This window comes from Modestobacter sp. VKM Ac-2986, from assembly GCF_026967795.1.
Classification (GTDB): Bacteria; Actinomycetota; Actinomycetes; order Mycobacteriales; family Geodermatophilaceae; genus Modestobacter.
Genome location: NZ_JAPVBH010000003.1, coordinates 323,656 through 347,560, shown reverse-complemented (window position 1 = coordinate 347,560; position 23,905 = coordinate 323,656). Strand labels below are relative to the sequence as shown.

22 protein-coding genes are annotated in these 23,905 nt (G+C 74.5%); 13 read left to right on the top strand and 9 right to left on the bottom strand.

Annotated features, from left to right (window positions below):
* Positions 1–18: 18 nt before the first annotated feature.
* From O2W14_RS09530 to O2W14_RS09505, 6 genes are all read left to right on the top strand, one after another.
* On the top strand, positions 19–1,209 hold the full coding sequence (locus tag O2W14_RS09530; protein ID WP_269175847.1) for an ROK family protein: 1,191 nt from the start codon (positions 19–21) through the stop codon (positions 1,207–1,209).
* A 170-nt stretch (positions 1,210–1,379) separates the two neighbouring features.
* Positions 1,380–2,957, top strand: coding sequence for a sugar ABC transporter ATP-binding protein (locus tag O2W14_RS09525; RefSeq protein ID WP_269175846.1), 1,578 nt, complete (start codon positions 1,380–1,382; stop codon positions 2,955–2,957).
* Positions 2,954–4,099, top strand: a complete 1,146-nt coding sequence (locus O2W14_RS09520) for an ABC transporter permease (protein WP_269175845.1) — start codon at positions 2,954–2,956, stop codon at positions 4,097–4,099. Before O2W14_RS09525 ends, O2W14_RS09520 begins: the two co-directional genes overlap by 4 nt.
* A 63-nt stretch (positions 4,100–4,162) precedes the next feature.
* Positions 4,163–5,221, top strand: a complete 1,059-nt coding sequence (locus O2W14_RS09515; RefSeq protein ID WP_269175844.1) for a substrate-binding domain-containing protein — start codon at positions 4,163–4,165, stop codon at positions 5,219–5,221.
* A 65-nt stretch (positions 5,222–5,286) separates the two neighbouring features.
* Positions 5,287–6,474: a Gfo/Idh/MocA family protein gene (locus tag O2W14_RS09510; RefSeq protein ID WP_269175843.1), complete on the top strand. Its 1,188-nt coding sequence runs from the start codon at positions 5,287–5,289 to the stop codon at positions 6,472–6,474.
* Positions 6,474–7,481: a sugar phosphate isomerase/epimerase family protein gene (locus tag O2W14_RS09505; protein WP_269175842.1), complete on the top strand. Its 1,008-nt coding sequence runs from the start codon at positions 6,474–6,476 to the stop codon at positions 7,479–7,481. Before O2W14_RS09510 ends, O2W14_RS09505 begins: the two co-directional genes overlap by 1 nt.
* Before the next feature lie 39 nt (positions 7,482–7,520).
* Here the strand turns inward: O2W14_RS09505 and pnuC are convergent, their stop codons facing one another.
* Together pnuC and O2W14_RS09495 are read right to left on the bottom strand one after the other, a co-directional pair.
* Positions 7,521–8,192, bottom strand: coding sequence for a nicotinamide riboside transporter PnuC (gene pnuC, locus O2W14_RS09500; protein ID WP_269175841.1), 672 nt, complete (start codon positions 8,190–8,192; stop codon positions 7,521–7,523).
* 124 nt (positions 8,193–8,316) lie between these two features.
* Positions 8,317–8,475, bottom strand: coding sequence for a hypothetical protein (locus tag O2W14_RS09495; RefSeq protein ID WP_269175840.1), 159 nt, complete (start codon positions 8,473–8,475; stop codon positions 8,317–8,319).
* 69 nt (positions 8,476–8,544) lie between these two features.
* On the opposite strand from O2W14_RS09495, the gene O2W14_RS09490 reads away from it, so the two are divergent.
* A complete protein-coding gene (locus O2W14_RS09490; protein ID WP_269175839.1) occupies positions 8,545–9,510 on the top strand; it encodes a serine/threonine dehydratase in 966 nt (321 codons plus the stop codon).
* A 53-nt stretch (positions 9,511–9,563) separates the two neighbouring features.
* On the opposite strand, the gene O2W14_RS09485 is transcribed toward O2W14_RS09490, so the two are convergent.
* Both O2W14_RS09485 and O2W14_RS09480 read right to left on the bottom strand, forming a co-directional pair.
* Positions 9,564–10,154: a pyridoxine/pyridoxamine 5'-phosphate oxidase gene (locus O2W14_RS09485; RefSeq protein WP_269175838.1), complete on the bottom strand. Its 591-nt coding sequence runs from the start codon at positions 10,152–10,154 to the stop codon at positions 9,564–9,566.
* On the bottom strand, positions 10,151–11,494 hold the full coding sequence (locus tag O2W14_RS09480; RefSeq protein WP_269175837.1) for an FAD-binding oxidoreductase: 1,344 nt from the start codon (positions 11,492–11,494) through the stop codon (positions 10,151–10,153). Before O2W14_RS09480 ends, O2W14_RS09485 begins: the two co-directional genes overlap by 4 nt.
* 89 nt (positions 11,495–11,583) lie before the next feature.
* Here O2W14_RS09480 and O2W14_RS09475 point away from each other — a divergent pair, with 89 nt between their 5' ends.
* The 5 genes from O2W14_RS09475 to O2W14_RS09455 all read left to right on the top strand — a co-directional run bounded on the left by O2W14_RS09475 (position 11,584) and on the right by O2W14_RS09455 (position 16,873).
* Positions 11,584–12,549: a PDR/VanB family oxidoreductase gene (locus O2W14_RS09475; RefSeq protein ID WP_269175836.1), complete on the top strand. Its 966-nt coding sequence runs from the start codon at positions 11,584–11,586 to the stop codon at positions 12,547–12,549.
* Positions 12,546–13,769, top strand: coding sequence for an amidohydrolase family protein (locus O2W14_RS09470; RefSeq protein ID WP_269175835.1), 1,224 nt, complete (start codon positions 12,546–12,548; stop codon positions 13,767–13,769). The genes O2W14_RS09475 and O2W14_RS09470 overlap by 4 nt, the downstream gene beginning before the upstream one ends.
* Positions 13,770–13,878: 109 nt before the next feature.
* Complete coding sequence (locus tag O2W14_RS09465) at positions 13,879–14,652, top strand: ABC transporter ATP-binding protein (RefSeq protein ID WP_269175834.1); 774 nt, start codon at positions 13,879–13,881, stop codon at positions 14,650–14,652.
* A 38-nt stretch (positions 14,653–14,690) separates the two neighbouring features.
* Positions 14,691–15,569: an ABC transporter permease gene (locus O2W14_RS09460; protein WP_269175833.1), complete on the top strand. Its 879-nt coding sequence runs from the start codon at positions 14,691–14,693 to the stop codon at positions 15,567–15,569.
* 134 nt (positions 15,570–15,703) lie between these two features.
* On the top strand, positions 15,704–16,873 hold the full coding sequence (locus O2W14_RS09455; protein ID WP_269175832.1) for an ABC transporter substrate-binding protein: 1,170 nt from the start codon (positions 15,704–15,706) through the stop codon (positions 16,871–16,873).
* A gap of 124 nt (positions 16,874–16,997) precedes the next feature.
* Here the strand turns inward: O2W14_RS09455 and O2W14_RS09450 are convergent, their stop codons facing one another.
* Genes O2W14_RS09450 through O2W14_RS09440 form a run of 3 tightly spaced genes read right to left on the bottom strand, consistent with a single transcriptional unit; the run spans position 16,998 to position 20,108 of the window.
* On the bottom strand, positions 16,998–18,365 hold the full coding sequence (locus O2W14_RS09450) for an amidohydrolase family protein (RefSeq protein WP_269175831.1): 1,368 nt from the start codon (positions 18,363–18,365) through the stop codon (positions 16,998–17,000).
* Positions 18,366–18,405: 40 nt separating this feature from the next.
* Positions 18,406–18,813: a VOC family protein gene (locus O2W14_RS09445; protein WP_269175830.1), complete on the bottom strand. Its 408-nt coding sequence runs from the start codon at positions 18,811–18,813 to the stop codon at positions 18,406–18,408.
* On the bottom strand, positions 18,810–20,108 hold the full coding sequence (locus O2W14_RS09440) for an amidohydrolase family protein (protein ID WP_269175829.1): 1,299 nt from the start codon (positions 20,106–20,108) through the stop codon (positions 18,810–18,812). The genes O2W14_RS09445 and O2W14_RS09440 overlap by 4 nt, the downstream gene beginning before the upstream one ends.
* A gap of 94 nt (positions 20,109–20,202) precedes the next feature.
* Between O2W14_RS09440 and O2W14_RS09435 the strand changes: the two genes are divergently transcribed.
* Entirely contained in the window at positions 20,203–20,985 is a 783-nt protein-coding gene (locus tag O2W14_RS09435; protein ID WP_269175828.1) for a creatininase family protein, read from the top strand.
* 189 nt (positions 20,986–21,174) lie between these two features.
* Here O2W14_RS09435 and O2W14_RS09430 read toward each other — a convergent pair whose 3' ends face one another.
* Positions 21,175–22,554 (bottom strand): FAD-binding oxidoreductase, encoded by a 1,380-nt coding sequence (locus O2W14_RS09430; protein ID WP_269175827.1) that lies wholly within the window; start codon positions 22,552–22,554, stop codon positions 21,175–21,177.
* 79 nt (positions 22,555–22,633) lie between these two features.
* Entirely contained in the window at positions 22,634–23,899 is a 1,266-nt protein-coding gene (locus tag O2W14_RS09425; protein WP_269175826.1) for a D-arabinono-1,4-lactone oxidase, read from the bottom strand.
* Positions 23,900–23,905 lie beyond the last annotated feature (6 nt).

Genomic DNA, 23,905 nt, shown 5'->3' with positions numbered 1-23,905 from the left:
GCGTGCGACCATGGCGGCGTGGCGCACCCCTCTGCTTCCGCGAGCGCGCTGCTGCGTCACGTGCGCACCGGCCGCGCGCGCAGCCGGGCCGAGCTGGTCGCGCTCACCGGCGCCTCGCGCAACACCGTCACCGCCCGGGTCGACCAGCTGATCGCGGCGAACCTGCTCGCCGAGGGCGGGCGCGGCGGCAGCACCGGCGGCCGACCGCCCACGCTGCTGGAGTTCAACGGCCGCGCCGGCTGCGTGCTCGCCGTCGACCTGGGGGTCACCAGCGTCGACGTCGCGGTCACCGACCTGTCGGCGCAGGTGCTGGCCACCGTCGGCCACCCGATCGACATCGCCGAGGGGCCCGCCGCGGTGCTGGCCGAGGTCGACCGGCTGGCCCAGCAGGTGCTCACCGAGGCCGGGCTCACGCCTGAGGACGTGTGCGCGGTGGGCATCGGGGTGCCCGGCCCGGTGGAGTTCTCCACCGGCCGCCCGGTGCACCCGCCGATCATGCCCGGCTGGCACGACTTCCCGATCCCGAGCGCCTTCGCCCGCTACGACTGCCCGGTCTACGCCGACAACGACGTCAACGTCATGGCCCTGGGCGAGATGGGCATCGCCGGGTCCGACGAGGACGTGCTGGTGGTCAAGGTCGGCACCGGCATCGGCTGCGGCATCATCGTCGACGGCCGCGTCTACCGGGGCGCCCAGGGCAGCGCCGGGGACATCGGGCACATCTCCGTCCCGCCGCCGCACGGCCAGCCGGTCGTCTGCCGCTGTGGCAACGAGAACTGCCTGGAGGCCATCGCCGGGGGAGGGGCGCTGCTGCGCGCCGCCGTCGCCGCCGGCCTGCCGGTGACCTCGACCCGCGAGCTGCTGGAGCTGGCCCGGCACGGCGACGGCCCGACGCTGGAGCTGGTGCGCGACGCGGGCCGCATCATCGGCACCGTGCTGGCCGCCCTGGTCAACTTCTTCAACCCGCACCGGATCGTGATGACCGGCGGTGTCGCCCAGGCCGGTGCGCCGCTGCTGGCCGGCATCCGCGAGGCGGTCTACGGCCGGTCGCTGCCGCTGGCGGCCCGCGCCCTGGAGATCACCGTCAGCGACGCCCCGGCCCTCTCCGGCCGGCTGGGCGCCGCGCTGATGGCGATCGAGGGCTACCTCGACGAGGACGCCGTCACCCCCGCAGCCCGCGCCCACGGACCGGCCGCCGCCGGTCGCTGAGCTCCACCTCCGCTCGACCCGCACCGCTCCGAAGGAAGCGGCGTCGTCCCGCGCCCGGATCACGATTGAGCAACGCCGCAGGACCTCCTTGACCCGGCTGTGAGCTGGGACATATGGTCCGGCCTGACGCACTTCTGTTCAACGCTGAGCAAAAGTCAGGAGCTGGTCCCGTGCAGTCCGCCCCACCCCCGGTGGAGACGCCCCTGCTGACGATGCAGGGCATCGTGAAGCAGTTCCCCGGCGTCCGTGCGCTCGACGGTGTCGACCTCGACGTCCGGCCCGGCGAGGTGCACTGCCTGCTCGGCCAGAACGGTGCGGGCAAGTCGACGCTGATCAAGGTGCTCGCCGGAGCCCACCAGCCCGACGAGGGCCAGATCACCTGGGACGGCGCCCCGGTCTCCCTGGGCGACCCGCAGGCGGCCATGTCCCTGGGCATCGCGACGATCTACCAGGAGCTGGACCTGGTCGCCGGCCTCACCGTCGCCGACAACGTGTTCCTCGGCCGCGAGCGGTCCCGGCTGGGGCTCACCCGCCCGGCCGAGGCCAACCGCGCCGCCGCGGCACTGCTCGCCCGCCTGGGGCACCCGGAGATCCGGGCCACCGCCGAGGTCGGCTCGCTGTCGGCCGCGCAGCAGCAGATGGTCAGCATGGCCCGGGCGCTGTCCCAGGACGCCCGGCTGATCGTCATGGACGAGCCCTCGGCCGTGCTGGACAGCGAGGAGGTCGACCACCTCTTCCAGGTCATCCGCGACCTCACCGCCTCCGGCGTCGCCGTCGTCTACATCTCCCACCGGCTGGAGGAGATCCGCGAGGTCGGTGACCGGATCACCGTCCTCAAGGACGGCCGGACCGTGGCCACCGGGCTGCCGGTGGCCAGCACCTCCACCCGCGACGTCATCACGCTGATGACCGGTCGCACCATCGAGTACGTCTTCCCGCCGCGCCGGGAGCTGCCCGACGGAGGCGTCGCCCCGCTGCTGGAGGTCGAGGGCCTGGCCCTGGCCGGCAGCTTCTCCGGGGTGTCGTTCACCGTCCGGCCCGGGGAGGTGCTCGGCCTGGCCGGGCTCGTCGGCTCGGGCCGGTCGGAGATCCTGGAGACCGTCTACGGGGCGCGTCGGGCCACCGCCGGCACGGTGCGGGTGGCCGGCCGCCGGCTGCGCGCCGGTGACGTGGCCGGTGCGGTCGGCGCCGGGGTCGGGCTGGCCCCCGAGGAGCGCAAGAGCCAGGGCCTGCTGCTCGGCGAGCCGATCTACCGCAACATCACCATCTCCTCCCTCGGCCGGTTCGCCCGCGGCGGCTTCCTGTCCGGGGGCGCGGAGAAGCAGGCGGCCCGGGACCAGGCCGAGGCGCTGGACCTGCGCCCGGTCGACGTGGCCCGGGAGGTGCGCACGCTGTCCGGCGGCAACCAGCAGAAGGTGGTGCTGGCCCGCTGGTTGCTGCGCGACTGCAAGGTGCTGCTGTTGGACGAGCCGACCCGCGGGGTCGACGTCGGCGCCCGCTCGGAGATCTACGCGCTGATCCGCGCCCTGGCCGACCGCGGGGTGGCCGTGGTCGTGGTCTCCAGTGAGATCCCCGAGGTCCTGGGCCTGGCCGACCACGTCCTGGTCGTGGCCGACGGCGCGATCGTCGCCAGCAGCCCGGCCGAGGCACTCGACGAGCACCGGGTGCTCGACCTGGTCATGCAGGGAGCTGTCACGCAGGGAGCGGCACCCATGGCGGGCGTCGCACGAGGAGGAGACGCGGCATGAGCCAGACCACCACCACCAAGGCCCCCGGCGGCGCGACCGGAGGGGCGGCCACCGTCCGCCCCGACCGCGGTGGCGGGCCGGGCCTGCTCGCCGGCCCGCTGGGCCGCAACCTCGGCCTGGTCGTCGGGTTCGTCCTGCTCTGCGTCGCCGGCGTGGTCAGCGCCGGCGACCGCTTCGCCGACGTCGACAACGTGGTGACCATCCTGCGGGCGGCCGCGGTCACCGGCGTGGTCAGCGTGGGCATGACCTTCGTGATCATCGGCGGCGGCATCGACCTGTCGGTCGGCGCGATCGTGGCGCTGAGCTCGGTGTGGGCCACGACCCTGGCCACCCAGGCGCTGGCCGAGGACGTGCACTGGGTCCTCATGGTGGGCACCGCGCTGCTGGTCGGGGCGGTGTGCGGGCTGGTCAACGGCGTGGTCATCGCCTACGGCAAGCTCGTCGCCTTCATCGCCACCCTGGCCATGCTGGCCGCCGCCCGCGGTCTGGCCGAGATCATCGCCAACCGGCGCACCCAGATCGTCCAGGACACCAGCTTCATCTCCTTCTTCGGCGGCGACGTGCTCGGCGTCCCGACGCTGGTGATCCTGTTCGCCCTCGTCGCGGTCGCCGGCTGGGTGCTGCTCAACCGCACGACGTTCGGCCGGCGCACCTTCGCCGTCGGCGGCAACGCCGAGGCCGCCCGGCTGGCCGGCATCCGCGTGCAGCGGCACACCGTGATGCTCTACGTCCTCTCCGGCGTCACCTGCGGCATCGCCGCGGTCATGCTCATGGCCCGGACGACGACCGGCAGCTCCACCCACGGCACGCTGCTGGAGCTGGACGCCATCGCGGCGGTCGTCATCGGCGGCACGCTGCTCATCGGTGGCCGCGGCACGATCGTCGGCACGGTGATCGGCGTGCTGATCTTCACCACGCTGAGCAACGTCTTCACCCTCAACGACCTGTCCAGCTCTGCGCAGGCGGTGGCCAAGGGCGTGATCATCGTCGTCGCCGTCCTGCTGCAGCAGCGGGTCGCCGCCGGCACCTCCCGCCAGCGCGGGTTGCGCGGTGGCGGCACGCCGGCCTCGACCGGCACCTCGATCCCGGGCAGCCCCTCCGGTGCGCCCACCCCCGGTGCGGCCGCCGGCCCCACCGCCTGACCCACCCACCACCCACCGACCACCTGGCCGTTCGGCGCCAGGGTGAACTCCCGAGGAGAGACCATGTCTGCAACGAAGCAGCGCCGGTTCCGCCGTTCGATGACCACCGCCGTCTGTGCGGTCGGGGCCACGGCCCTGGTCAGCGGGTGCACCGGCAACACCCCCGAGCCCGTCGCGGCCGCCGCCAGCGGCGGCGGCCAGGCCGCCACCGCCAACGACGACCCCGGTGAGACCGTCCGGATCGGGTTCTCCGCCCCGGCGGCCGACCACGGCTGGATGGCCGGCATCACCGAGGCCGCCCGCGCCGAGGACGAGCGCTACGAGGACGTCGAGCTGGTGGTCGCCGAGGGCACCAACGACGTCGGCGCCCAGATCAGCCAGGTCGAGACGTTCATCAACGACGGCGTCGACGCGATCGTGCTGCTGCCCTTCGACGGCGCGGCGATGACCCCGGTGGCGCTGAAGGCGATGGAGGCCGGCATCCCGGTGATCAACGTCGACCGTGAGTTCTCCAGCCCGTTCGCCGCCCGCGCCACCGTGCTCGGCGACAACTACGGCATGGGCGTCTCGGCCGGCACCTACGTCTGCTCGCAGCTCGCCGACAAGCCCGACGCCATCGTCGCCGAGATCGCCGGCATCGACTCCCTGCCCCTGACCCAGGACCGCAGCAAGGGCTTCGCCGACGCCCTCGCCGACTGCGGGCTGGACGTCGACAACCGGGTCGCCGCGGAGTTCACCGTGGAGTCCGGCGAGGAGGTCGCGGCGAACCTGCTGCAGGCCGCCCCGCAGATCGACGCCATCTGGAACCACGACGACGACCAGGGCGTCGGCGTCCTGGCCGCGATCAACAACGCCGGCCGCAGCGAGTTCTTCATGGTGGGCGGCGCCGGCTCGGCCAACGCCATGCGCAGCATCCAGGCCGACGACTCGGTGCTGAAGGCCACGGTCATCTACCCCTCCACCCAGGCCGCCGACGGCGTCCGGCTGGCCCGGCTGATCGCGCAGGGCAAGCGCCTGTCGGACCTGGTGCAGGTGGAGATCCCGCGCCAGATCGTGCTCAACGCCCCGGTCGTCACCAAGGACAACGTCGACCAGTACCTCGACAGCGCGTTCGAGTCCTGACCGGCCGGCCGGGTACCGCGGGGGCATCCGCGGTACCCGGCCACTCTCCCCTGGAGCTCCTCGAGATGACCTCAGCTTCCCGGCCGCCGCTGCGCGTCGGCATGATCGGCTACGCCTTCATGGGCGTGGCGCACTCCCAGGCGTGGCGCACCGCGCCCCGCTTCTTCGACCTCCCCCTCCGACCCGAGCTCACCGTGCTCGGCGGCCGGGACGCCGCCGGCGTCGCCGCGGCGGCCGACCGGCTGGGCTGGACGGACACCGAGACCGACTGGCGTCGGCTCGTCGAGCGGGACGACGTCGACCTGGTCGACATCTGCACCCCCGGCGACAGCCACGCCGAGATCGCCATCGCCGCACTGCGGGCCGGCAAGCACGTGCTGTGCGAGAAGCCGCTGGCCAACTCCGTGGCCGAGGCCGAGGCGATGACCGCCGCCGCCGCCGAGGCCGCTGCCTCCGGGGTGCGGGCGATGGTCGGCTTCACCTACCGGCGGGTGCCGGCGGTCGCGCTGGCCGCCCGGCTGGTCGCCGAGGGCCGGATCGGGCAGGTGCGGCACGTCCGCGCGCAGTACCTGCAGGACTGGATCGCCGACCCGGCCGCCCCGATGTCGTGGCGGCTGGAGAAGGACAAGGCGGGCTCCGGCGCGCTGGGCGACATCGGCGCGCACATCGTCGACCTCACCCAGTTCATGACCGGCGAGACGCTCACCGGCGTCAGCGCGGTGCTGGAGACCTTCGTCCGCAAGCGCCCGCTGCCGGCCAGCACCGGGGCCCTCGGCGGGGTCGGCGGGGAGGGGATGGGCGAGGTCACCGTCGACGACGCCGCGGTCTTCCTCGGCCGGTTCTCCGGCGGCGCGCTGGCCACGTTCGAGGCGACCCGGTTCGCCCTGGGCCGCAAGAACGCCATCCGCATCGAGGTCAACGGGTCGGCCGGCAGCCTGGCCTTCGACTTCGAGGACATGAACGTCCTGCACTTCTACGACGGCAGCGAGTCGGCGGAGACCGCGGGCTTCCGGCGGATCGTGGTCACCGAGCCCGAGCACCCCTACATCGGCGCCTGGTGGCCGGCCGGGCACGGGCTGGGCTACGAGCACGGCTTCACCCACCAGGTCGTGGACCTGGTGACCGCGCTGGCGGCCGGTGAGCAGCCGACGCCCTCCTTCGCCGACGGGCTGGCGGTGCAGCGCGTGCTGGACGCCGTCGAGCGCAGCGCCGCCGACCGCTCCACCTGGACACCGATCACGAGGGAGAACTGATGCCCCGCCCCGTCACCCTGTTCACCGGCCAGTGGGCCGACCTGCCGTTCGAGGAGGTGTGCCGGCTGGCGTCGGGCTGGGGCTACGACGGCCTGGAGATCGCCTGCTGGGGCGACCACCTCGACGTCGTCCGGGCCGCGGAGGACGACGCCTACGCCAAGGGCCGGCTCGACCTGCTCGAGCAGCACGGCCTGCAGGTGTTCGCCATCTCCAACCACCTCAACGGCCAGGCCGTCTGCGACGACCCGATCGACGAGCGGCACCGCGGCATGGTGCACCCGCGGGTCTGGGGGGACGGTGACCCCGAGGGCGTCCGGCAGCGGGCCGCGGAGGAGATGAAGGCGACCGCGCGCGCCGCCCGGGCACTGGGCGTCGACGTCGTCGTCGGGTTCACCGGGTCGAGCATCTGGAAGACGGTGGCGATGTTCCCGCCGGTCCCGGACTCGATGGTCGAGGCCGGCTACGCCGACTTCGCCGACCGGTGGAACCCGGTGCTCGACGTCTTCGACGAGGTGGGCGTGAAGTTCGCCCACGAGGTGCACCCGAGCGAGATCGCCTACGACTACTGGACGACGGTCCGCACCCTGGAGGCGATCGGGCACCGGGAGGCGTTCGGGCTGAACTGGGACCCGTCCCACTTCGTCTGGCAGGACCTGGACCCGGTCGGGTTCCTCTGGGACTTCAAGGACCGGATCTACCACGTCGACTGCAAGGACGCGAAGAAGCAGGTCGGCAACGGCCGCAACGGCCGGATGGGGTCGCACCTGCCCTGGGCCGACCCGCGCCGCGGCTGGGACTTCGTCTCCACCGGGCACGGCGACGTCCCGTGGGAGGCCTGCTTCCGGATGCTGAACACGATCGGCTACGCCGGGCCCATCTCCGTGGAGTGGGAGGACGCCGGGATGGACCGGCTCGTGGGTGCCCCGGAGGCGCTGGAGTTCGTGCGCCGGCTGGCCTTCGACCCGCCGGCGGCGTCCTTCGACTCCGCCTTCGCCAGCGGCAACTGAGCACCGGGCCGGGCAGGGACCACCTGCCCGGCCCGGCGGTCAGCCGATCGCCTCCAGCTGCGGGTCGGTGGCCGGCTGCGGGGCGCGCCGCAGGCGCAGCCAGGCCCGGAAGCCCACCACGCAGAAGACGCCGTAGACGACGTAGAGCAGCGCCGAGGGGTAGTAGCCGGCGCGCAGCAGCAGCGGGACGCCGACGACGTCGACGGCCACCCACACCAGCCAGAACTCCACGTAGCCGCGGGCCATGCCGTAGGTGGCGAGCATGCTGCCGACGAAGATCCACGCGTCGGCGAGCGGGCCGAAGCTGCCCAGCCGGGTCAGCGCCCACCAGGCCACCGCGAGCCCGACAGCGGTGGCGGCGAGCAGGGTCAGCCGCTCCCGGCCGGTGGCCCAGCGCGGCTCGACCGCGGGTGCGCCGGAGCCGGCGGCGCCGTTGGCGTGCCAGCGCCACCAGCCGTAGGCGCTCACGGTGAAGAACAGCACCTGGCGGCCGGCCTGCCCGTAGAGGTCGGTGTCCTGCGGGGTGGCGAACACCCCGCCGAGGAAGACGGTGAACAGCAGCGCGTTGGCGATCATGCCGACCGGCCAGGCCGCCGTCCGCCGGTTCATCCCCAGCACCGCGCTGGCCAGCCCGATCCCGTTGCCGATGATCTCCCGCCACAGGATGTCGGCACCCAGGACGTGCACGTGTGCGTCGAGCAGCCAGCCCATCTCGGTCCCTCCGCGGTCTTTGGCACGACCGTGCCGGGACGGGCGCCGGTCAGGTCGCCCGTCCGGCCCGGTCAGCACCGCGGGAGGTCAGGATCTTCCCGGTGGTCTCCCGGTGGTGCGGGACTCAGGTGGCGTGACCGTCCTCCATGTCGGCCGCCAGGTCGGCCTCGGCGTCGGCCTCGGGGTCGTCCATGGCGTCGGGGTCACGGAGGCTGTACGGCGAGCCGCCGAGCTCGGGGTCGTCCTCGTAGGGTCCGTCAGCGGGGTTCTTGGCGTCGTCCATGGTGGGCGCGGTGCCCACATCGGCCGCCGTCCACGCACCCGGCCTCGCCGGGGAACTAGCCTCCCCGGCGTGACAGCCGAGGACCCGACCCTGCCCGCACCGGTGACCCGGGCAGAGGTCGAGGCGGCGGGGCGCCGGCTCGGTGGGCGGGTGCGGCGCACCCCCACGGTCGCCTGGGAGGTCCCGCTGGACGGCGGACGGTTCCCCGTGGTGCTCAAGCTGGAGCAGCTGCAGCACACCGGGTCCTTCAAGGCCCGCGGCGCGCTCAACCGGCTGCTCGCCGCCCCCGAGCTGCCCGGGCTGGTGGTCACCGCCTCGGGCGGCAACCACGGCCTGGCGGTCGCCCACGCCGCCCGCGAGCTCGGCGTCCCGGCCGAGGTCTACGTGCCGACGACGGCCCCGCCGGTGAAGATCGCCGGCATCCGCCAGCGGGGTGCGGCGGTCGTGCTGGCCGGCTCCTCCTACGCCGAGGCCGCCGCGGCCAGCAGCGCCCGGGCGGCGGAGCCCGGTGCGCTGTACGTGCACGCCTACGACGACCGGGACGTCGTCGCCGGGCAGGGCACCGTGGCCCGCGAGCTGGCCGAGCAGGCACCGGAGCTGGACACCGTGCTGGTGGCCACCGGCGGCGGCGGGCTGATCGGCGGGATCGCCGCCCACTACGCGGGCGCCGTCCGGGTCGTCTCCGTCGAGACCCACGGGACGGCGACGATGTCCGCGGCGCTCGCCGCCGGTCGCCCGGTGGACGTCGAGGTCGGCGGGCTGGCCTCGGACGCCCTCGGCGCCCGGCGGATCGGCGGTCACGGGTTCGCCACGGCGCGGGCCACCGGGGTGCAGGCGGTGCTGGTCGACACCGACGCCGTCCGGGCCGCCCGGCACCTGCTCTGGCAGGACCTGCACGTCGCCGCCGAGCCCGGTGGCGCGACCGCGCTGGCGGCGCTGCTGTCCGGTGCCTACGTGCCGGCGGCGGGGGAGCGAGTCGGGGTGGTGGTCTGCGGCGCCAACGCCGACCCCGCCGACCTCGGCACCGGCGTCTGACCCGCCCGTCCTCCCGGGCCGTGTTCGCGAACACGGCCCCGGAGGACGGCGGATCAGCCGGCGCGGTACCGCCCGGTCCAGCCGTCGGGGGTGCGGGTGTACTGCACCCGGCGGCTGGGGGCCTCGGGGTGCGCCGCCCAGAAGGTCATCTCGTGCGGCTGCACCCGGTAGCCGACCCACGAGTCGGCCTGCCCCGGCACCTGCTGCGCGGCCCACGCCTCCAGCCGCCGGGCCAGGTCGAGGTCGGCCAGCTCGTCGGTGTTGGCCCAGGCGAGCCGGCGCAGGTGCTCCGAGCGGGCGCCCCAGGCCGCTGCCGACCGCTCGGGGGAGTCGGCGACGACGTCGCCGCGGACCACCAGCTGGCGGGTCCAGTCCGGCCACAGCACCGTCAGCGTCGCCCGCGGCACGGCGGTGAGCTCGGCGACCTTGCGGCTGGCCGCCGAGGTGTGGAAGGCGAACCCGGTGTCGTCGAACGCCGACAGCAGCACGGTGCGGGCGTCGGGGTAGCCGTCGGTGCCCACCGTCGACAGCGTCACCCGCGGCCGGTCGGGGTCGGCGTCCTCGGGCAGCCAGGCGCGGGCCAGCGCGAACGGGTCCGCGGGCGGGCCGCCGTCGTCGTGCACGGCCCAACCGGGGGCGGTCACCGGATGGCGCCCTTGGTGGGACCGGCGTAGTCGGCGTTGAGCTTGCCGGGGTTGAGCAGCCCCTGCGGGTCGGTGACCCGCGCGGTCTCCAGGGTGCGGCCCAGCTGGAAGTCGACGTTCCACTGGTGCGGGTCGTGCACGCTGACGCCGAGGGCGTTGAGCGCCTCGATGCCGGCGTAGACCTGCTCGGGGCTGCGGTAGACCCCGGCGAGCATCCCGATCGGCACGGTGTGGCCGGCCTCGATGTGCAGCAGCCCGCCCTCGTAGACCGCGTGCACCTCCTCGATCCGCTCGACGAGTGCGTCCCCGCCGACCTCGACGTGGAAGTACACGCCCGGCGCGCTCTTCTGCAGCCACTCGATGGGGTGGTTGTAGCTGAGCACGCTCAGCGCGAGCGGCACCTGCGCGCCCTCCCGGACGTCCTCGACCCGGCCGCCGGCGCCCTCGACCAGCGCCCGGACGGCGTCGACGGTGGCCGCGTCGGCGATCACCCGCAGGCTGGCCCGGCCGTCGGGCAGCGCCGGGTCCTCGGGCAGCGTGGCGGTGACCTCGGGGGTGTCGGCGGAGACCAGCCGGGGGAGCGGCTGCAGCCGGCCGATCTCACGGAGCACCGACAGCGGGCCGCCGAAGTCGGGGAAGCTGGCCCAGACCCCGCGCCAGTCCTGCAGCGGCTCCAGCCGCACGGTCGCCCGGGCGATGACCCCGGCGGTGCCGTAGTTGTGCACGAACCGCATCGCCTCCTCGCCCTCGACGTGCACCAGGTCCGGTGACCCGGTGGCGTGCACGACGTCCAGGGCGAGGACGAAGCCGGCGTCGTTGCTGCCGTGCGCGATCGTGCCGGTGCCCCCGGACCCGCCGGACAGGAAGCCGCCGATCGAGGACTGCGCGGTCGAGGGGTACATCCACAGCTGCTGACCCGTCGCCCCGGCGGCGCGCTCCAGGGCGACCATCGGCGCCCCGGCCTCGGCGGTGACCCACCCGTCGCCGACCTCGACCACCGCCCGCGCGCGGGACGTGTCCAGCACCAGCCCGCCAGACATCGGGATGGCCTGGCCGTAGTTGCCGGTGCCCTTGCCGCGCGGGGTGACCGGCACCCCGCGCCGGACGGCGGCCGCGACGGCCTCGCCGATCTGCTCGGCAGTGGTCGGGTACGCGACCAGGTCGGCCAGCCCCAGCGGCAGTTGCTCGCTGATGATCGGGCTCATCCACGCCCCGTCGACCGAGGCTCGTTCGCGGGCCCGGAGCTCGGTGGAGACGTTGCGGTCGCCCAGCAGGACGGCGAGCTCGGCGGCCAGGTCGGCGACGGCGGCGGCACTCGGCGGGGAGACGGAGAGGGTCACGGTGCGTTGGTAACCGCGGCCGGTTACGTCCGTGTGACCTCTCCGCGTCACTCGTTCGCAGCGCCGATCGGGAGTACAGGATCGGCCGGGTGAGCTTCTTCTCCGACGTCGAACGCGACCTCGTCGTCGCCGCCCGGACCCCGCTGGCCGACGGCGTCCTCGCCCTGGACCTGGTCTCCCACAACGGCCGCGACCTGCCCGCCTGGACCCCCGGCTCGCACGTCGACGTGCTGCTGGCCCCCGGCGTCGAGCGGCAGTACTCGCTGTGCGGGGACCTGCACGACCGCTCCCGCTGGCGGATCGCCGTCCTCCGCGAGGACGCCGGCCGCGGCGGCTCGGTGCGGCTGCACGAGGAGGTGGTGGCGGGCCAGCGGCTGCGGGTGCGCGGCCCGCGCAACCACTTCGCCTTCGAGGTCACCCCGGGCACCCGGTACCGCTTCGTCGCCGGCGGCATCGGCATCACCGCGCTGCAGGCGATGGTCGCCACCGCCGAGGCCGCGGGCGCGGACTGGACGCTGGACTACGCCGGCCGCTCGCGCGCCACCATGGCCTTCGTCGCCGAGCTGACCGCCGCCCACCCGGACCGGGTCACCGTGCACGCCGCCGACGAGGGCGCCCGGCTCGACGTCCGGGCGCTGCTGGCGCAGCCGCGCACCGACACCGCGGTCTACGTCTGCGGCCCGACCCGGCTCATCGACGCCGTCGAGGAGACCCTCGCCGACTGGCCGCCCGCGGCGCTGCACGCCGAGCGGTTCGAGGCGCGGGAGTTCGGTGAGCCCGTGTGGCCCGACCCGTTCGAGGTGGAGCTGGCGCTGTCCGGGACGACGGTGACGGTCGAGCCGGGGCAGTCGGTGCTGGACGCGGTGGCCGCCGAGGGCGTCGTCGTGCTCTCCTCCTGCCGGGTCGGCACCTGCGGCACCTGCGAGACCCCGGTGCTGGAGGGCGCGGTCGAGCACCGCGACTCGGTGCTCACCCCCGCCGAGCAGGCCGAGGACGTGGTGATGATGGTGTGCGTGTCCCGCGCCGCCGGGCCGCGCCTGGTGCTCGACCTGTGAGCCTGCTGCTGCAGGGGGCGACCGACCTCGACGGCGCCCGGGCCGACGTCCGCACCGCCGCCGGCCGGGTCACCGAGGTGGCCCCGTCGCTGGTGCCGCAGCCGGGGGAGGAGGTGGTCGACCTCGCCGGGCACTGGCTGCTGCCGGCCCCGGCCGAGCCGCACGCGCACCTGGACAAGGCGCTCACCAGCCACCGGGTGCCCAACCCGACCGGCGACCTGGCCGGGGCGATCACCGCGATCCGGGCGATCGCCGCCGACTTCACCCACGAGGACCTGGTCGAGCGGGCCACCCGCGCCGCTCACGAGTACCTGGCCAACGGCACGACGGCGATCCGCACCCACGCCGACGTCGGCGCGCACGCCGGCACCCGGCACCTGCGCGCGCTGGTGCAGGTGCGCGACGCGCTCGCCGGGCTGGTCGACGTCCAGGTCGTGGCGCTGCTCTCGGCACCGTGGACGGAGCTGGAGGCCGCGGCCACCCCGCGGCTGCTCGCCGAGGCGATCGACGCCGGCGCCGACGTCGTGGGCGGGGTGCCGCACCTGTGGGGCGACCGGACGGCCGGGCTGGACACCTCCTTCGACGCCGCCGTCCGGGCCGGCCTGCCGCTGGACCTGCACACCGACGAGACGCTGGACCCCACCGCGACCGGGCTGCGCGACCTGGCCCGCCGGGTCACCGCCACCGGGTTCGACCACGGCGTGACCGCCGGGCACTGCGTCAGCCTGGGCGTGCACCCGCTGGAGGTGGCCCGCTCGACCGCGGCCGAGGTCGCCCGGGCCGGTGTCGGGGTGGTCGCGCTGCCGCAGACCAACCTCTTCCTGCAGGGCCGGGACGCAGGCGTCGCCCCGCCGCGCGGGCTGACCGCGGTGCGCACCCTGCTCGACGCCGGGGCCACCGTCGCCGGCGGCGGGGACAACCTGCGCGACCCGTTCAACCCGATGGGCCGGGCCGACGCCTGCGAGGCCGCCTCGCTGCTGGTCAGCGCCGGGCACCTGTCGACCCGGGAGGCCTGGCACGCGGTCAGCGCTGGCGCGCGGGGGTGCATGGGGCTGCCGGTGCCCGCGCTCACCGTGGGCTCGGTCGCGGAGTTCCTGGCGCTGGAGGCGGAGAGCCTGGACGCCGCCGTCGCGGGGGCCGCCACCGCCCGCGTCGTCGTCTCCCGGGGGCGCGTCGTCGCCCGCAGCTCGGTCACGCGGACGGTCGTGGCGGGGGCGTGACGAACTCGTGATGCCCGGTGCGCGGCGTTCACCGACGGCACACGCAACGGAAACAACGGACACCCAGGGTGGCACTCGTCCGCAACCGATCCCACCCTCGGAGCTGCCCGTGAGCGCACCAGCGCCCAGCGTCCCCGCGGCCGGCACCGGCGCCCGCGTCCTGCACTTCCGGGACGTCGCCAAGGCCTTCCCCGACGGCACCGTCGCCCTCGAGGGCGTCGACCTCGACGTCCACCGCGGGGAGTTCGTCACCGTGGTCGGCCCGTCGGGCTGCGGCAAGAGCACCCTGCTGCGGATCGCCTCCGGGCTCTCGCCGGCCACCTCCGGCACCGCCGAGATGGACGCCGCACGGATCGGCTACGTCTTCCAGGACGCCACGCTGCTGCCCTGGCGCTCGGTGCTCAAGAACGTGCAGCTGCTCGCCGAGCTGCACGGGATGAGCAAGACCGCCACCGACCAGGCCGCCCGCGACGCCCTGGAGCTGGTCGGCCTGAAGGGGCACGAGAAGAAGCTGCCGCGGGCGCTGTCCGGCGGCATGCGGATGCGCGCCTCGCTGGCCCGCTCGCTCACCCTGGACCCCGACCTCTTCCTCTTCGACGAGCCCTTCGGGGCGCTCGACGAGATCACCCGCGAGCGCCTCAACGACGAGCTCATCCGGCTCTTCCAGGCCAAGGGCTTCGGCGCGCTGTTCATCACCCACTCGGTGAGCGAGGCCGTCTACCTGTCCACGAAGGTGCTGGTGATGAGCGGGCGGCCCGGCCACGTCGTGGACACCTTCGAGGTGCCCTTCGGTGCCGACCGGACGCCGGAGCTGAGGTTCACCCCGGAGTTCGCCGCGCTGTCCGGGCAGGTCTCCCACGCGCTGCGGGCAGGTCACTCGTGAGCGCCCCGGCCCGCACCCGTTCCCCCGAGGAGACCGCCGTGACCACCACCGTGACCACCACCGTGCCCGAGGCGCCCGCCGCCGTCCCGGCACTGGGCACCGGTGGCACCGCGCCGCTGGTCCGCCGCCGCGGCGCCGGGGTCACCCGGTGGGCCGCGCCGCTGGCGGTCTTCGCCGCGCTCATCGGCCTCTGGTACGCCATCACCTACCTGGTGCTCGAGCCGAGCAAGCGCTTCCTCATGCCGCCGCCGCAGGACGTCCTCGCCGCCTTCGGCGACGGGCCCACCATGGAGCGCATCGGCGAGGCCCTGGCGCAGACGGTGAAGGTCACCTTCACCGGGCTGGCCATCGCGATCGTCATCGGCATGGCGTGGGCCGTGCTGATGAGCCAGGCCAAGGTGGCCGAGCGCTCGCTGTTCCCCTACGCGGTGGCGCTGCAGTGCATCCCGATCCTGGCGCTGGTGCCGCTGATCGCCTTCTGGTTCGGCTACGGCTTCCCGGCCCGGGTCATCGTCTGCGTGCTCATCTCGCTGTTCCCGATCGTGTCGAACACGCTGTTCGGGCTGCAGTCGGTCGACCGCGGGATGCACGAGCTGTTCGACCTGCACGGCGCCAGCCGGACGACGCGGCTGCTGAAGCTGCAGCTGCCCGCGGCGATGCCGGCCATCTTCGCCGGGTTCCGCATCTCCGCCGGGCTGTCGGTGGTCGGCGCGATCGTCGGCGACGTCTTCTTCAAGCAGGGCCAGGCCGGGCTCGGGATCGTGCTGGACAACTTCCGCAACCGCATCCAGGGCGCGGAGCTGTTCGCCACCATCCTCGTCGCCGCTGCCCTCGGGTTCGCCGTCTTCGCCCTCTTCGGCTGGCTGGGCAGGCTCGCCGTCGGCCGCTGGTACGACCAGAGCGTCGACGCCTCGTAGCGGGAGGACCTCCCGGCGCCCCGCGCCGGACCCCGCGCCACCACACCCCCGAACCGCACCAGCCGGCTGCCCGAGGCAGCCCGGTCGGTGCCGCACGCCCCCGTTCCACCCACCGCCCCACCCAAGGAGACCGAGTGCGCAGGATCCGCACCACGATCGGCCTCGCGGCCGTGAGCATGTCCGTCCTCAGCCTGGCCGCCTGCGGCGGCGAGGAGGCCCCGGCCGCGGCCGCTGCCCCCAGCGCCGAGGCCGGTGGCACCGACCTCGCCGCGGCCGGCTGTCCCGCGACCGTGGTCATCCAGACCGACTGGAACCCCGAGGCCGAGCACGGCGGCATCTACCAGCTGCTCGGCCCCGACCCGACGATCGACGCCGGGTCGAAGTCGGTGCGCGGCAACCTGGTCGACGGCGAGGGTGCGAGCACCGGCGTCCAGGTGGAGATCCGCTCGGGCGGGCCGGCCATCGGCTTCCAGGCGGTCACCGCGCAGATGTACACCGACGACGCGATCACCCTGGGCTACGTCGACACCGACGAGGCCATCCAGCTCTCGGACACCCAGCCCACCGTCGGCGTGCTGGCCCAGCTCGACAAGTCGCCGCAGATGATCATGTGGGACCCGGCGACCCACCCCGACGTCACGACGATCGCCGACCTCGGCAAGACCGACACGATCGTCCGGTACTTCGAGGGCTCGGCCTACATGGACTACCTGGTCGGCTCCGGGGTGCTCAAGGAGAGCCAGCTCGACGGCGGCTACGACGGCACCCCGGCGGCGTTCGTCGCCTCCGGCGGTGCGGACGCCCAGCAGGGCTACGCCAGCGCCGAGCCGTTCATCTACGAGAACGAGGTCGACGCCTGGGGCAAGCCGGTGGAGTACCAGCTCATCCACGACGCCGGGTTCCAGGTCTACGCCTCCTCGCTGTCGGTGCGCGGTGACAAGGTCGAGGAGCTCTCGGGCTGCCTCGAGGCGCTGATCCCGGTCATGCAGCAGGCGGACCTGGACTACGTGGCCGACCCCGGTGACACCAACGCGCTGATCGTCGAGCTGGTCACCGAGTACGACACCGGCTGGCAGTACTCCGAGGCCGTCGCCGAGTACTCGGCGCAGACCATGTCCGAGCTGGAGATCGTCGGCAACGGCACCGACGGCACGCACGGCTCCTTCGACACCGCCCGGCTGCAGACGCTCATCGAGCAGACGACGCCGATCTTCACCGAGCAGGGCACCGCGCCCAAGGCGGGCCTGACGCCCGAGGACATCGCCACCAACGAGTTCCTCGACCCGTCCATCGCCCTGGGCTGAGGAAGGACCCCCGTGCCCCCCACCACGTGCACGCTCGTGGCGGGGCCCTGCACGGGGGCCTGACCGACCCTGCGCCGGCGACCCACAGGGGTCGCCGGCGCAGTGCCGTCACCGCCCGCGCCGGTCAGGCGCCGTCGACGTCGCGGCGGATGCGGGCCATCCGCTCGTGCAGCTGGCCGGACACCTCGCCGGCCGAGGGGTCGGTCAGGCGGGAGCCCGCCGCCACGAGCCGGCCGCCGACCCGCACCTGCTGCAGGTTGCGCAGCGAGCAGGCCAGCACGTAGGTGCCGACCGCGTCCCAGACCGGCCCGGTGTCCGGGTCGCGCGGGTCGACCACCAGGAAGTCCGCGTACCGCCCGACCCGCAGGCTGCCGACCCGGTCGTCGATGCCGAGCACCTCGGCCGAGCCGCGGGTGTGCAGCTCCAGCACGTCGCGCACCGGCAGCGCCCGGGGGTCGCGGTGGGTGGCCCGCTGCAGCGCCAGGCCGGTGCGCATGTTGCTGAACGGGTCGCTGACGTCGGTGCAGGACTGGTCGTCCAGGCCCATCCCGACCCGCATGCCCAGCTCGCGCATCTGCGGGACGGCGGCCACGCCCGAGGCCAGCCGGCCGTTGCTCATCGGCTGCCAGCTCATCCCGCAGCCGGCCGCGGCGGCGCGGGCGATGATCTCGTCGGTGGTCTGGATGAAGTGGCCGAACACCAGGTCCGGGCCGAGCGCACCGGCGTCGGCGTACCAGTCGAACTTCGACCGCTGCAGCTCCACCTCGTGCGGGGTCTCCAGGAAGTGCGGCTGGTTGAGCAGCCCGTGCCGGCGCATCGCGGTCACCTCCAGGGCGGCGGCGTCCCGGCTGTCGGCCCACTGCACGGTGCCGCTGAGCGCCAGCCCGAGGTGCAGCGCCGGGTCGGCACCGGCAGCGGCGGCGACCACCTCGTCCAGCTGGGCCAACGTCTCGCGGGCCGGGACGTCGCCCTGGGCGAGCATCACGCTGTGCACGTGCCGCAGGCCGGCGTCGACCTTGGCCCGCAGCTGCGCGTGCTGGTACGCGGTCTCGGGCAGCGTCGCCGCGTAGCGGGAGACGCCGGCGGACTCCTTCTCGAACGTCAGGCCGGTGTCGGTGAAGTCGTAGGCGGTGGTGACGCCGTTGCGGAGGAAGTCCTGCGCCCCGTGCCGGGTCATCCAGTAGACGTCCTCGGCGTCGGCGGCGGCGGTGTAGCCGAGCATCACCTCCAGCCAGCCGTACAGCGACTCGTCCTTCGCGATGCCGCGGAAGCCGGAGGTGAACAGGTGGCTGTGCGCGGAGACGAACCCCGGCCCGACCAGCGCGCCGTCGACGTCGAGCACCTCGCCGGCCGTCGTCCCGGCCGGCGGGTCGCCGGGCTCGACCGCGGCGAGCCGGCCGTCGTCGTCCACGGTGAACCAGCCGCGGAACGGGTCGGGCCGGGCGGGGTCGCAGGTCAGCAGGACGGCGTTCTGCACGAGGAGGCGGGTCACGGCCCGACGGTGCCGGGACGACGTTGCCGCTCCGTTGCGCTCAGGTTCCCGGCATGTCCGGCGAGCCGGGCGCGTAGCGGATGAGCTGCAGCTGGTGCCCGGCCGCCTCCCGGACCAGTGACGAGCGGGCGTGCGCGGCGGCGATCTCGAACGGTGCCCGCACCTCGGTGCAGCCTGCCGCCAGCAGCGCGGCGTGCGCGGCGTCGACGTCGGCCACCCGGTAGCCGACGTGGTCCAGCTCCCCGGTGCGCTCGGCGACCTCCATGAGCTCGAGCTTCGTGCCGGCGGGGTCGGCGAGCATCACGATGCGCCGGCCGGTGACCACGTGGGTGCCCCAGCGCAGCACCCGGAAGCCGAGGGTGTCGACGAGGAAGGCGACCCGGGCGTCGACGTCGGCCTCCTCGGTGCCGACGTGGTCCAGCACCGCCCCGGTCAGCGGGCCGCTCACCGCCGCCGCCCCAGCAGACCGGTGAGCCCGGCGACGACGTCGGCCTCGGGCCGGGTCTGCAGGACGCCGTCGCGGACCACCACCCGCCCGCCGACGACCACGTGCCGGGGGCGCCGGCCCGGTGAGGCCCAGAGCAGCCCGGCGACCGGGTCGGCCACGCCGGTGTCGGCGACGCCGGTGACGTCCCAGCAGACCAGGTCGGCCCGCGCCCCGACGGTCAGCCGGCCGAGGTCGGCGCGGCCCAGCCCGTCGGCCGAGCCACGGGTGGCCCAGCCCAGCACCTCGCGGGCGCTGACCGGCCGCCCGGCGAGCGGGGCGACCTGCAGGGCCAGCCGCGCGTCGGCCAGCAGGTGCCCGGCGTCGTTCGATCCGCCCCCGCTGGTGCCCAGCCCGACCGGGACGCCGGCGTCGGCCAGCGCGGCCATCGGCGCCACGCCCCACCCCATCGGCAGGTCGCAGCCCGGGGCGTGGGTCGCGGTGACGCCCGTGGTGGCCAGCCGGGCGACCTCGGCGGCGGTGACCGCGCACAAGTGGGCGAGGGTGACGTCGGGGGCCAGCCAGCCCCACTCGTCGAGCAGCTCCAGCGGACGGCGTCCGTATCGCTCGGCCGCGACCACCACGTCGACCTGCTCGTTGGCCTGGGTGCGCCGGCGCAGCCCGTGCCGGGCGGCCACCTCGGCCAGCAGCGTGAACGTCTCCGGGGCGTCGCTGTGCACCCCGGCCGGGCCGACCGCGACCTGCAGCGCGCCGTCCTCGGTCACCCCGCCGGGCGGCACCAGCGCGGTCGCGACCGCCTCGGCGGAGGCGGCGGCGTCCTGCGGGTCGTCGCGCGCGGACCCGCGGACGAACACCAGCCGGGCACCCAGCTCGCGGGCCGCGGTGGCGGCGGCGGTGGCGATCCCGACGCCGTCGTCCGGCAGGTCGGCGGGCCAGGTGAGGTGGTGGTCGGCGACCGTGGTCACCCCGCACAGCAGCGCCTCGGCCAGCCCTGCCGACGCCGCAGCGTGCGCCAGCTCGTCGTCCACGCCGACCGCGGCGTACGCGGTGGCCATCGTCGGCAGCCACTGCGCCATCGGCACGCCGCGGGTGCCCGGCAGGGTGCGGAACGCGGTCTGCAGCAGGTGGTGATGGGCGTTGACCAGGCCCGGGGTGACCACGCAGCCGGTCGCGTCCAGCACCTCCGCGCCGGGCTCCGCGGCGGCTGTCACGAGCCCGTCGTCGGAGCAGACGACGTCGGCGCCGGTCAGCTCGGTCTCGCCGGTCACCACCACCCGGGCCCCGCGCACGATCAGCACCCCACGACCCTGGCAGGGCCGTGTTCCACCCAGGTGTCGCCACGGCACGCCGTCGTCACCTGGCCGCAACGCCGGCTGCCTAGCGTCCGGCACCGTGACCACGCGACTCCTCACCGACCTGTCCGCACCGGCCCTGGTCGAGGCCCTCGGCCCGGACAGCGTGGTGGTGCTGCCGGTCGGCGCGATCGAGCAGCACGGCCCGCACCTGCCGGTGGCCACCGACCTGATCACCGCGGCCTCGATCGCCGAGCGTGCCGTCGCGCAGTTCGGCGAGGAGCTGGACCTGTGGCTGCTCCCGCCGCTGGCGTACACGAAGTCCAACGAGCACGCCTGGTCGGCGGGCACCTTCTGGCTGTCGGCGGCGACGCTGACCGCGGTGCTGCACGACCTGGGCCGCAGCCTCGCCCGCACCCCGGCCCGGCGGCTGGTGTTCCTCAACGGCCACGGCGGCAACTCCGCGCTGCTGCAGGTCGCCGCCCGCGACATCCGGCTGGAGACCGGGCTGCGCACCTTCACCGTGCACCCGCGGCCCCCGGCCGACCAGGGCGGCCAGAGCCCCGCGGGCGAGCTGGGCATGGGCGTGCACGGCGGGATGGACGAGACGTCGCTGATGCTGCACCTGCGCCCGGAGCTGGTCGACATGAGCCAGGCCGCCCGCTGGGTGCCCGAGCACCTGGACGCCTACCGGCACGTGCGGTTCGGCGGCTCGGTGAGCTTCGGCTGGTCCTCGGACGACTTCGGCCCCGCCGGCGTGATCGGCGACGCCAGCGGCGCGACCGCCGAGTACGGCGAGCAGCGCGCCGCCGGCATGGTCACCTACCTCGGCGAGGCGCTGGCCGAGGTGGCGAGGTTCGACCCGCGCCCGCCCACAGCCTGACGCTCGCGCGAGTCGACCCGCGCCACCGGACGTCGAGCCGCGCCACGGCACGGCTCGACGTCAGCCCCCGCGGGTCGACCCGGACCAGCGGGGGTCGAGCCGCGTGCGCACGCGGCTCGACCCTGTCTCAGCCGGGTTGACCCGCCTGCGCCGCGGCCGGAGGACGGACCAGGACGACGGTGGATCGGCTCAGCGGGACGCGGCCCGGGCGCTGGGCGGGGTGAGGCCGCGGGAGGTGAAGAAGCTGTCGCCCAGCTTGCCCGGGTTGAGCAAGCCGTAGGGGTCGCTGGTGGTCTTCAGCGCCACCACCTGCGCGGTGTCGCCGACGAAGCCGCCCTCCTCGACGACGTAGCTGTGCGGGTTGAGCACCGTCATGCCCAGCGCCCGGCAGAAGGTGATGAGCTCCTCCAGCGCCTGCTCGTGGTCGGGCAGCCCGACCAGCGGCGTGATGCCCATCGGCCGGGTGCGGCCGGCCGAGGTGATGACCTCGATGTGCTGCAGGAACACCCCGGGGTAGGCATCCCGCAGCGCGGCGACCTGGCCGAGGAACTCCGCCCGGTCGCTGGCGTACTCGCACTGCAGCCAGGACGACGACGGTGCCGCCTTCCGCGACCACAGGATCGAGTGGCTGAACGGGAACTGGCTGATGTGCGGCTTGACCGTCCACTCGATCATGCGTCCGCCGGCGGCGGTGGCCGCCGCCTCGAGCTCGGGCAGCTGGGCCGTGTCGGCCCACAGCAGGGCGACGTCCTCCCCGGGCTCGTAGAGGGCGGTGATCGGGGTGAGCATCGCCGCGCCGGCCGCCTCGTGCACCGAGCACAGCCGCACGTGCAGGTCACCGGACACCAGGTCGTGGGCGAAGCCGGCCAGGGCGGGCAGGTCGGGGAAGGCGACGACCACCGGGGTGTAGTCGTGCGCGGGCACCAGCCGGAACTCGATCCGGGTGAGGACGCCGATGGTGCCGTAGGTGTGCAGCACCGGGCGGACGTCGTCGCCCTCGAGCCGGACCGTGCGCGGGGTCTCCTCGACGGTGAGCAGCTCGACGGCCAGCACGTTGTCGTCCCACAGGTCGCCGTGCGCGGCGCCGCCGATGCCGCCCGAGCCGCCGGAGACGAACCCCGAGGCGGTGGAGATCCGGTAGGTGCTGGGCATGACCGCGAGCTCCTGGCCGGTGGCCCGCGCGGCGGCCTCGGCGTCCTTCATCACCGTGCCGGGCAGGACGGCGATCCGCCCCTCGGTGACGGCCAGCACACCGGCGACGTCCCGGACGTCGATGACGACGCCGGACTGCAGCGGCAGCGACTGCCCGTAGTTGCCGGTGCCGGCCCCGCGCAGGGTGACCGGGATCCGCAGCCCGGCCGCGGCCGCGACGCACTCCCGGAGCTGGTCGACGGTCTCCGGGCGCAGCACCGCGTCGACGGTGGTGTCGGCGAGGGCGTTCTCCAGCACGGGGGAGTACCAGGAGAAGTCGCGCAGCCAGGCGCTGGCGGCCGGCCCGCCGGGGATCACCCGCTCGGCGCCGACGATCCCGGAGAAGACGGCGGGCGGGGTCAGGTCCGTGACGCTCATGCCGGCAGCGTGCCCGCGGCACGTCTCGGTGGGGGGACGGCGGCGTCATGACCGTGTTACCGCCGTCCCCTCCCGGCGCTCAGCCCAGGACGTTGCGCTCCAGCCAGGTGTTGCGGAAGGCGCCGCGGGGGTCCATCCGCTCGACCAGGGACACGAAGTCGCCGTGGTGGGGGTAGCGCGGGGCCAGGGTCGCGGCGTCGGCGAGGAAGACCTTGCCCCAGTGCGGGCGGGCACCCAGCGGCAGCAGCGCGGCCTCGAGGTCGACCAGCAGGTGCTCGACGGCGGGCTGGTCCTGCACCCAGGTGAAGTGGAAGGCCACCGAGTCCACGCCGTGGGCGGTGCTCATCCAGAGGTCGTCGGCGGCGATGGTCCGGATCTCGCACGTCTGCAGCAGCGGCCGGATCGCCGTCCCGAGCCGCAACAGCGCCTGCAGCCCGGCGACGGCCTGGCTGCGGGGGAGCAGGTACTCGGTCTGGATCTCGTCGCCGTTGCTGGGGGTGAAGCCCATCCGGAAGTGCGGCAGGCGGTCGGACCACAGGCCGGCGTCGTCCAGCTGAGGGGTGGCCGGCGTCGGGTCGATGCCGGGGATGGGGTGCCGCTCGCCGTCCGCGGCGCGGGCGCCGAACATCTCCTCGGGGGCGGCCGGGCCGTCGGTGCGCGACTTCACCCAGACCATGTCGACGTCGCCGCCGAAGAGGGTGAAGAGGCTGACGCTGTACCCGGCGGAGACGATCTCCTCGAAGTTCTCGAACAACGCGTCCCAGGGCAGGTGGTCGAACACCCGCTGCGCGACGGAGAACTCCGGCTCGACGTCGAGGGTGACCCGGGTCAGCACGCCCAGGGCGCCCATGCCGACGACCATGCCGGCGAAGTCGGCGTCCCCGCGGGCGGCACGCACCAGCTCGCCGTCGGAGGTGACGATCTCGACCCCGGCCACGGCGGCGGCCAGGTTGCGGTTGCCCACCCCGGAGCCGTGCGTGGCGGTGGCGACCGCGCCGGCCACCGAGATGTGCGGCAGCGAGGCCAGGTTGTGCAGGGCCAGGCCCTCCCGGTGCAGCACCTCGGTCAGCTCGCCGTAGCGCATGCCGGCGTCCAGGGTCACGGTGCGCCGGTCGGGGGAGACGACGACCGTGCCCGGGTCGGTCATGTCCTCGAGCGAGATGAGCTCGGGGGAGTCGGAGACGCCGTTGAAGGAGTGTCGCGAGCCCAGCACGTGCACGTGCGGGGTACGGGCCACGAGCTCCTGCAGCTGGGCCAGGGAACCCGGCCGGTGCAGCTCCGTCGCGCCGTAGCGGTAGTTGCCCGCCCAGTTGATGCCTGCCCAGTGCACTGCCAGTTCGGTCACGCCCCG

Coding starts and splice junctions, on each gene's coding strand:
- O2W14_RS09430 (WP_269175827.1), bottom strand. CDS start 22,554: ATGAGCGTCACGGACCTGACCCCGCCCGCCGTCTTCTCCGGGATCGTC.
- O2W14_RS09495 (WP_269175840.1), bottom strand. CDS start 8,475: ATGGACGACGCCAAGAACCCCGCTGACGGACCCTACGAGGACGACCCC.
- O2W14_RS09520 (WP_269175845.1), top strand. CDS start 2,954: ATGAGCCAGACCACCACCACCAAGGCCCCCGGCGGCGCGACCGGAGGG.
- O2W14_RS09505 (WP_269175842.1), top strand. CDS start 6,474: ATGCCCCGCCCCGTCACCCTGTTCACCGGCCAGTGGGCCGACCTGCCG.
- O2W14_RS09510 (WP_269175843.1), top strand. CDS start 5,287: ATGACCTCAGCTTCCCGGCCGCCGCTGCGCGTCGGCATGATCGGCTAC.
- pnuC (WP_269175841.1), bottom strand. CDS start 8,192: ATGGGCTGGCTGCTCGACGCACACGTGCACGTCCTGGGTGCCGACATC.
- O2W14_RS09515 (WP_269175844.1), top strand. CDS start 4,163: ATGTCTGCAACGAAGCAGCGCCGGTTCCGCCGTTCGATGACCACCGCC.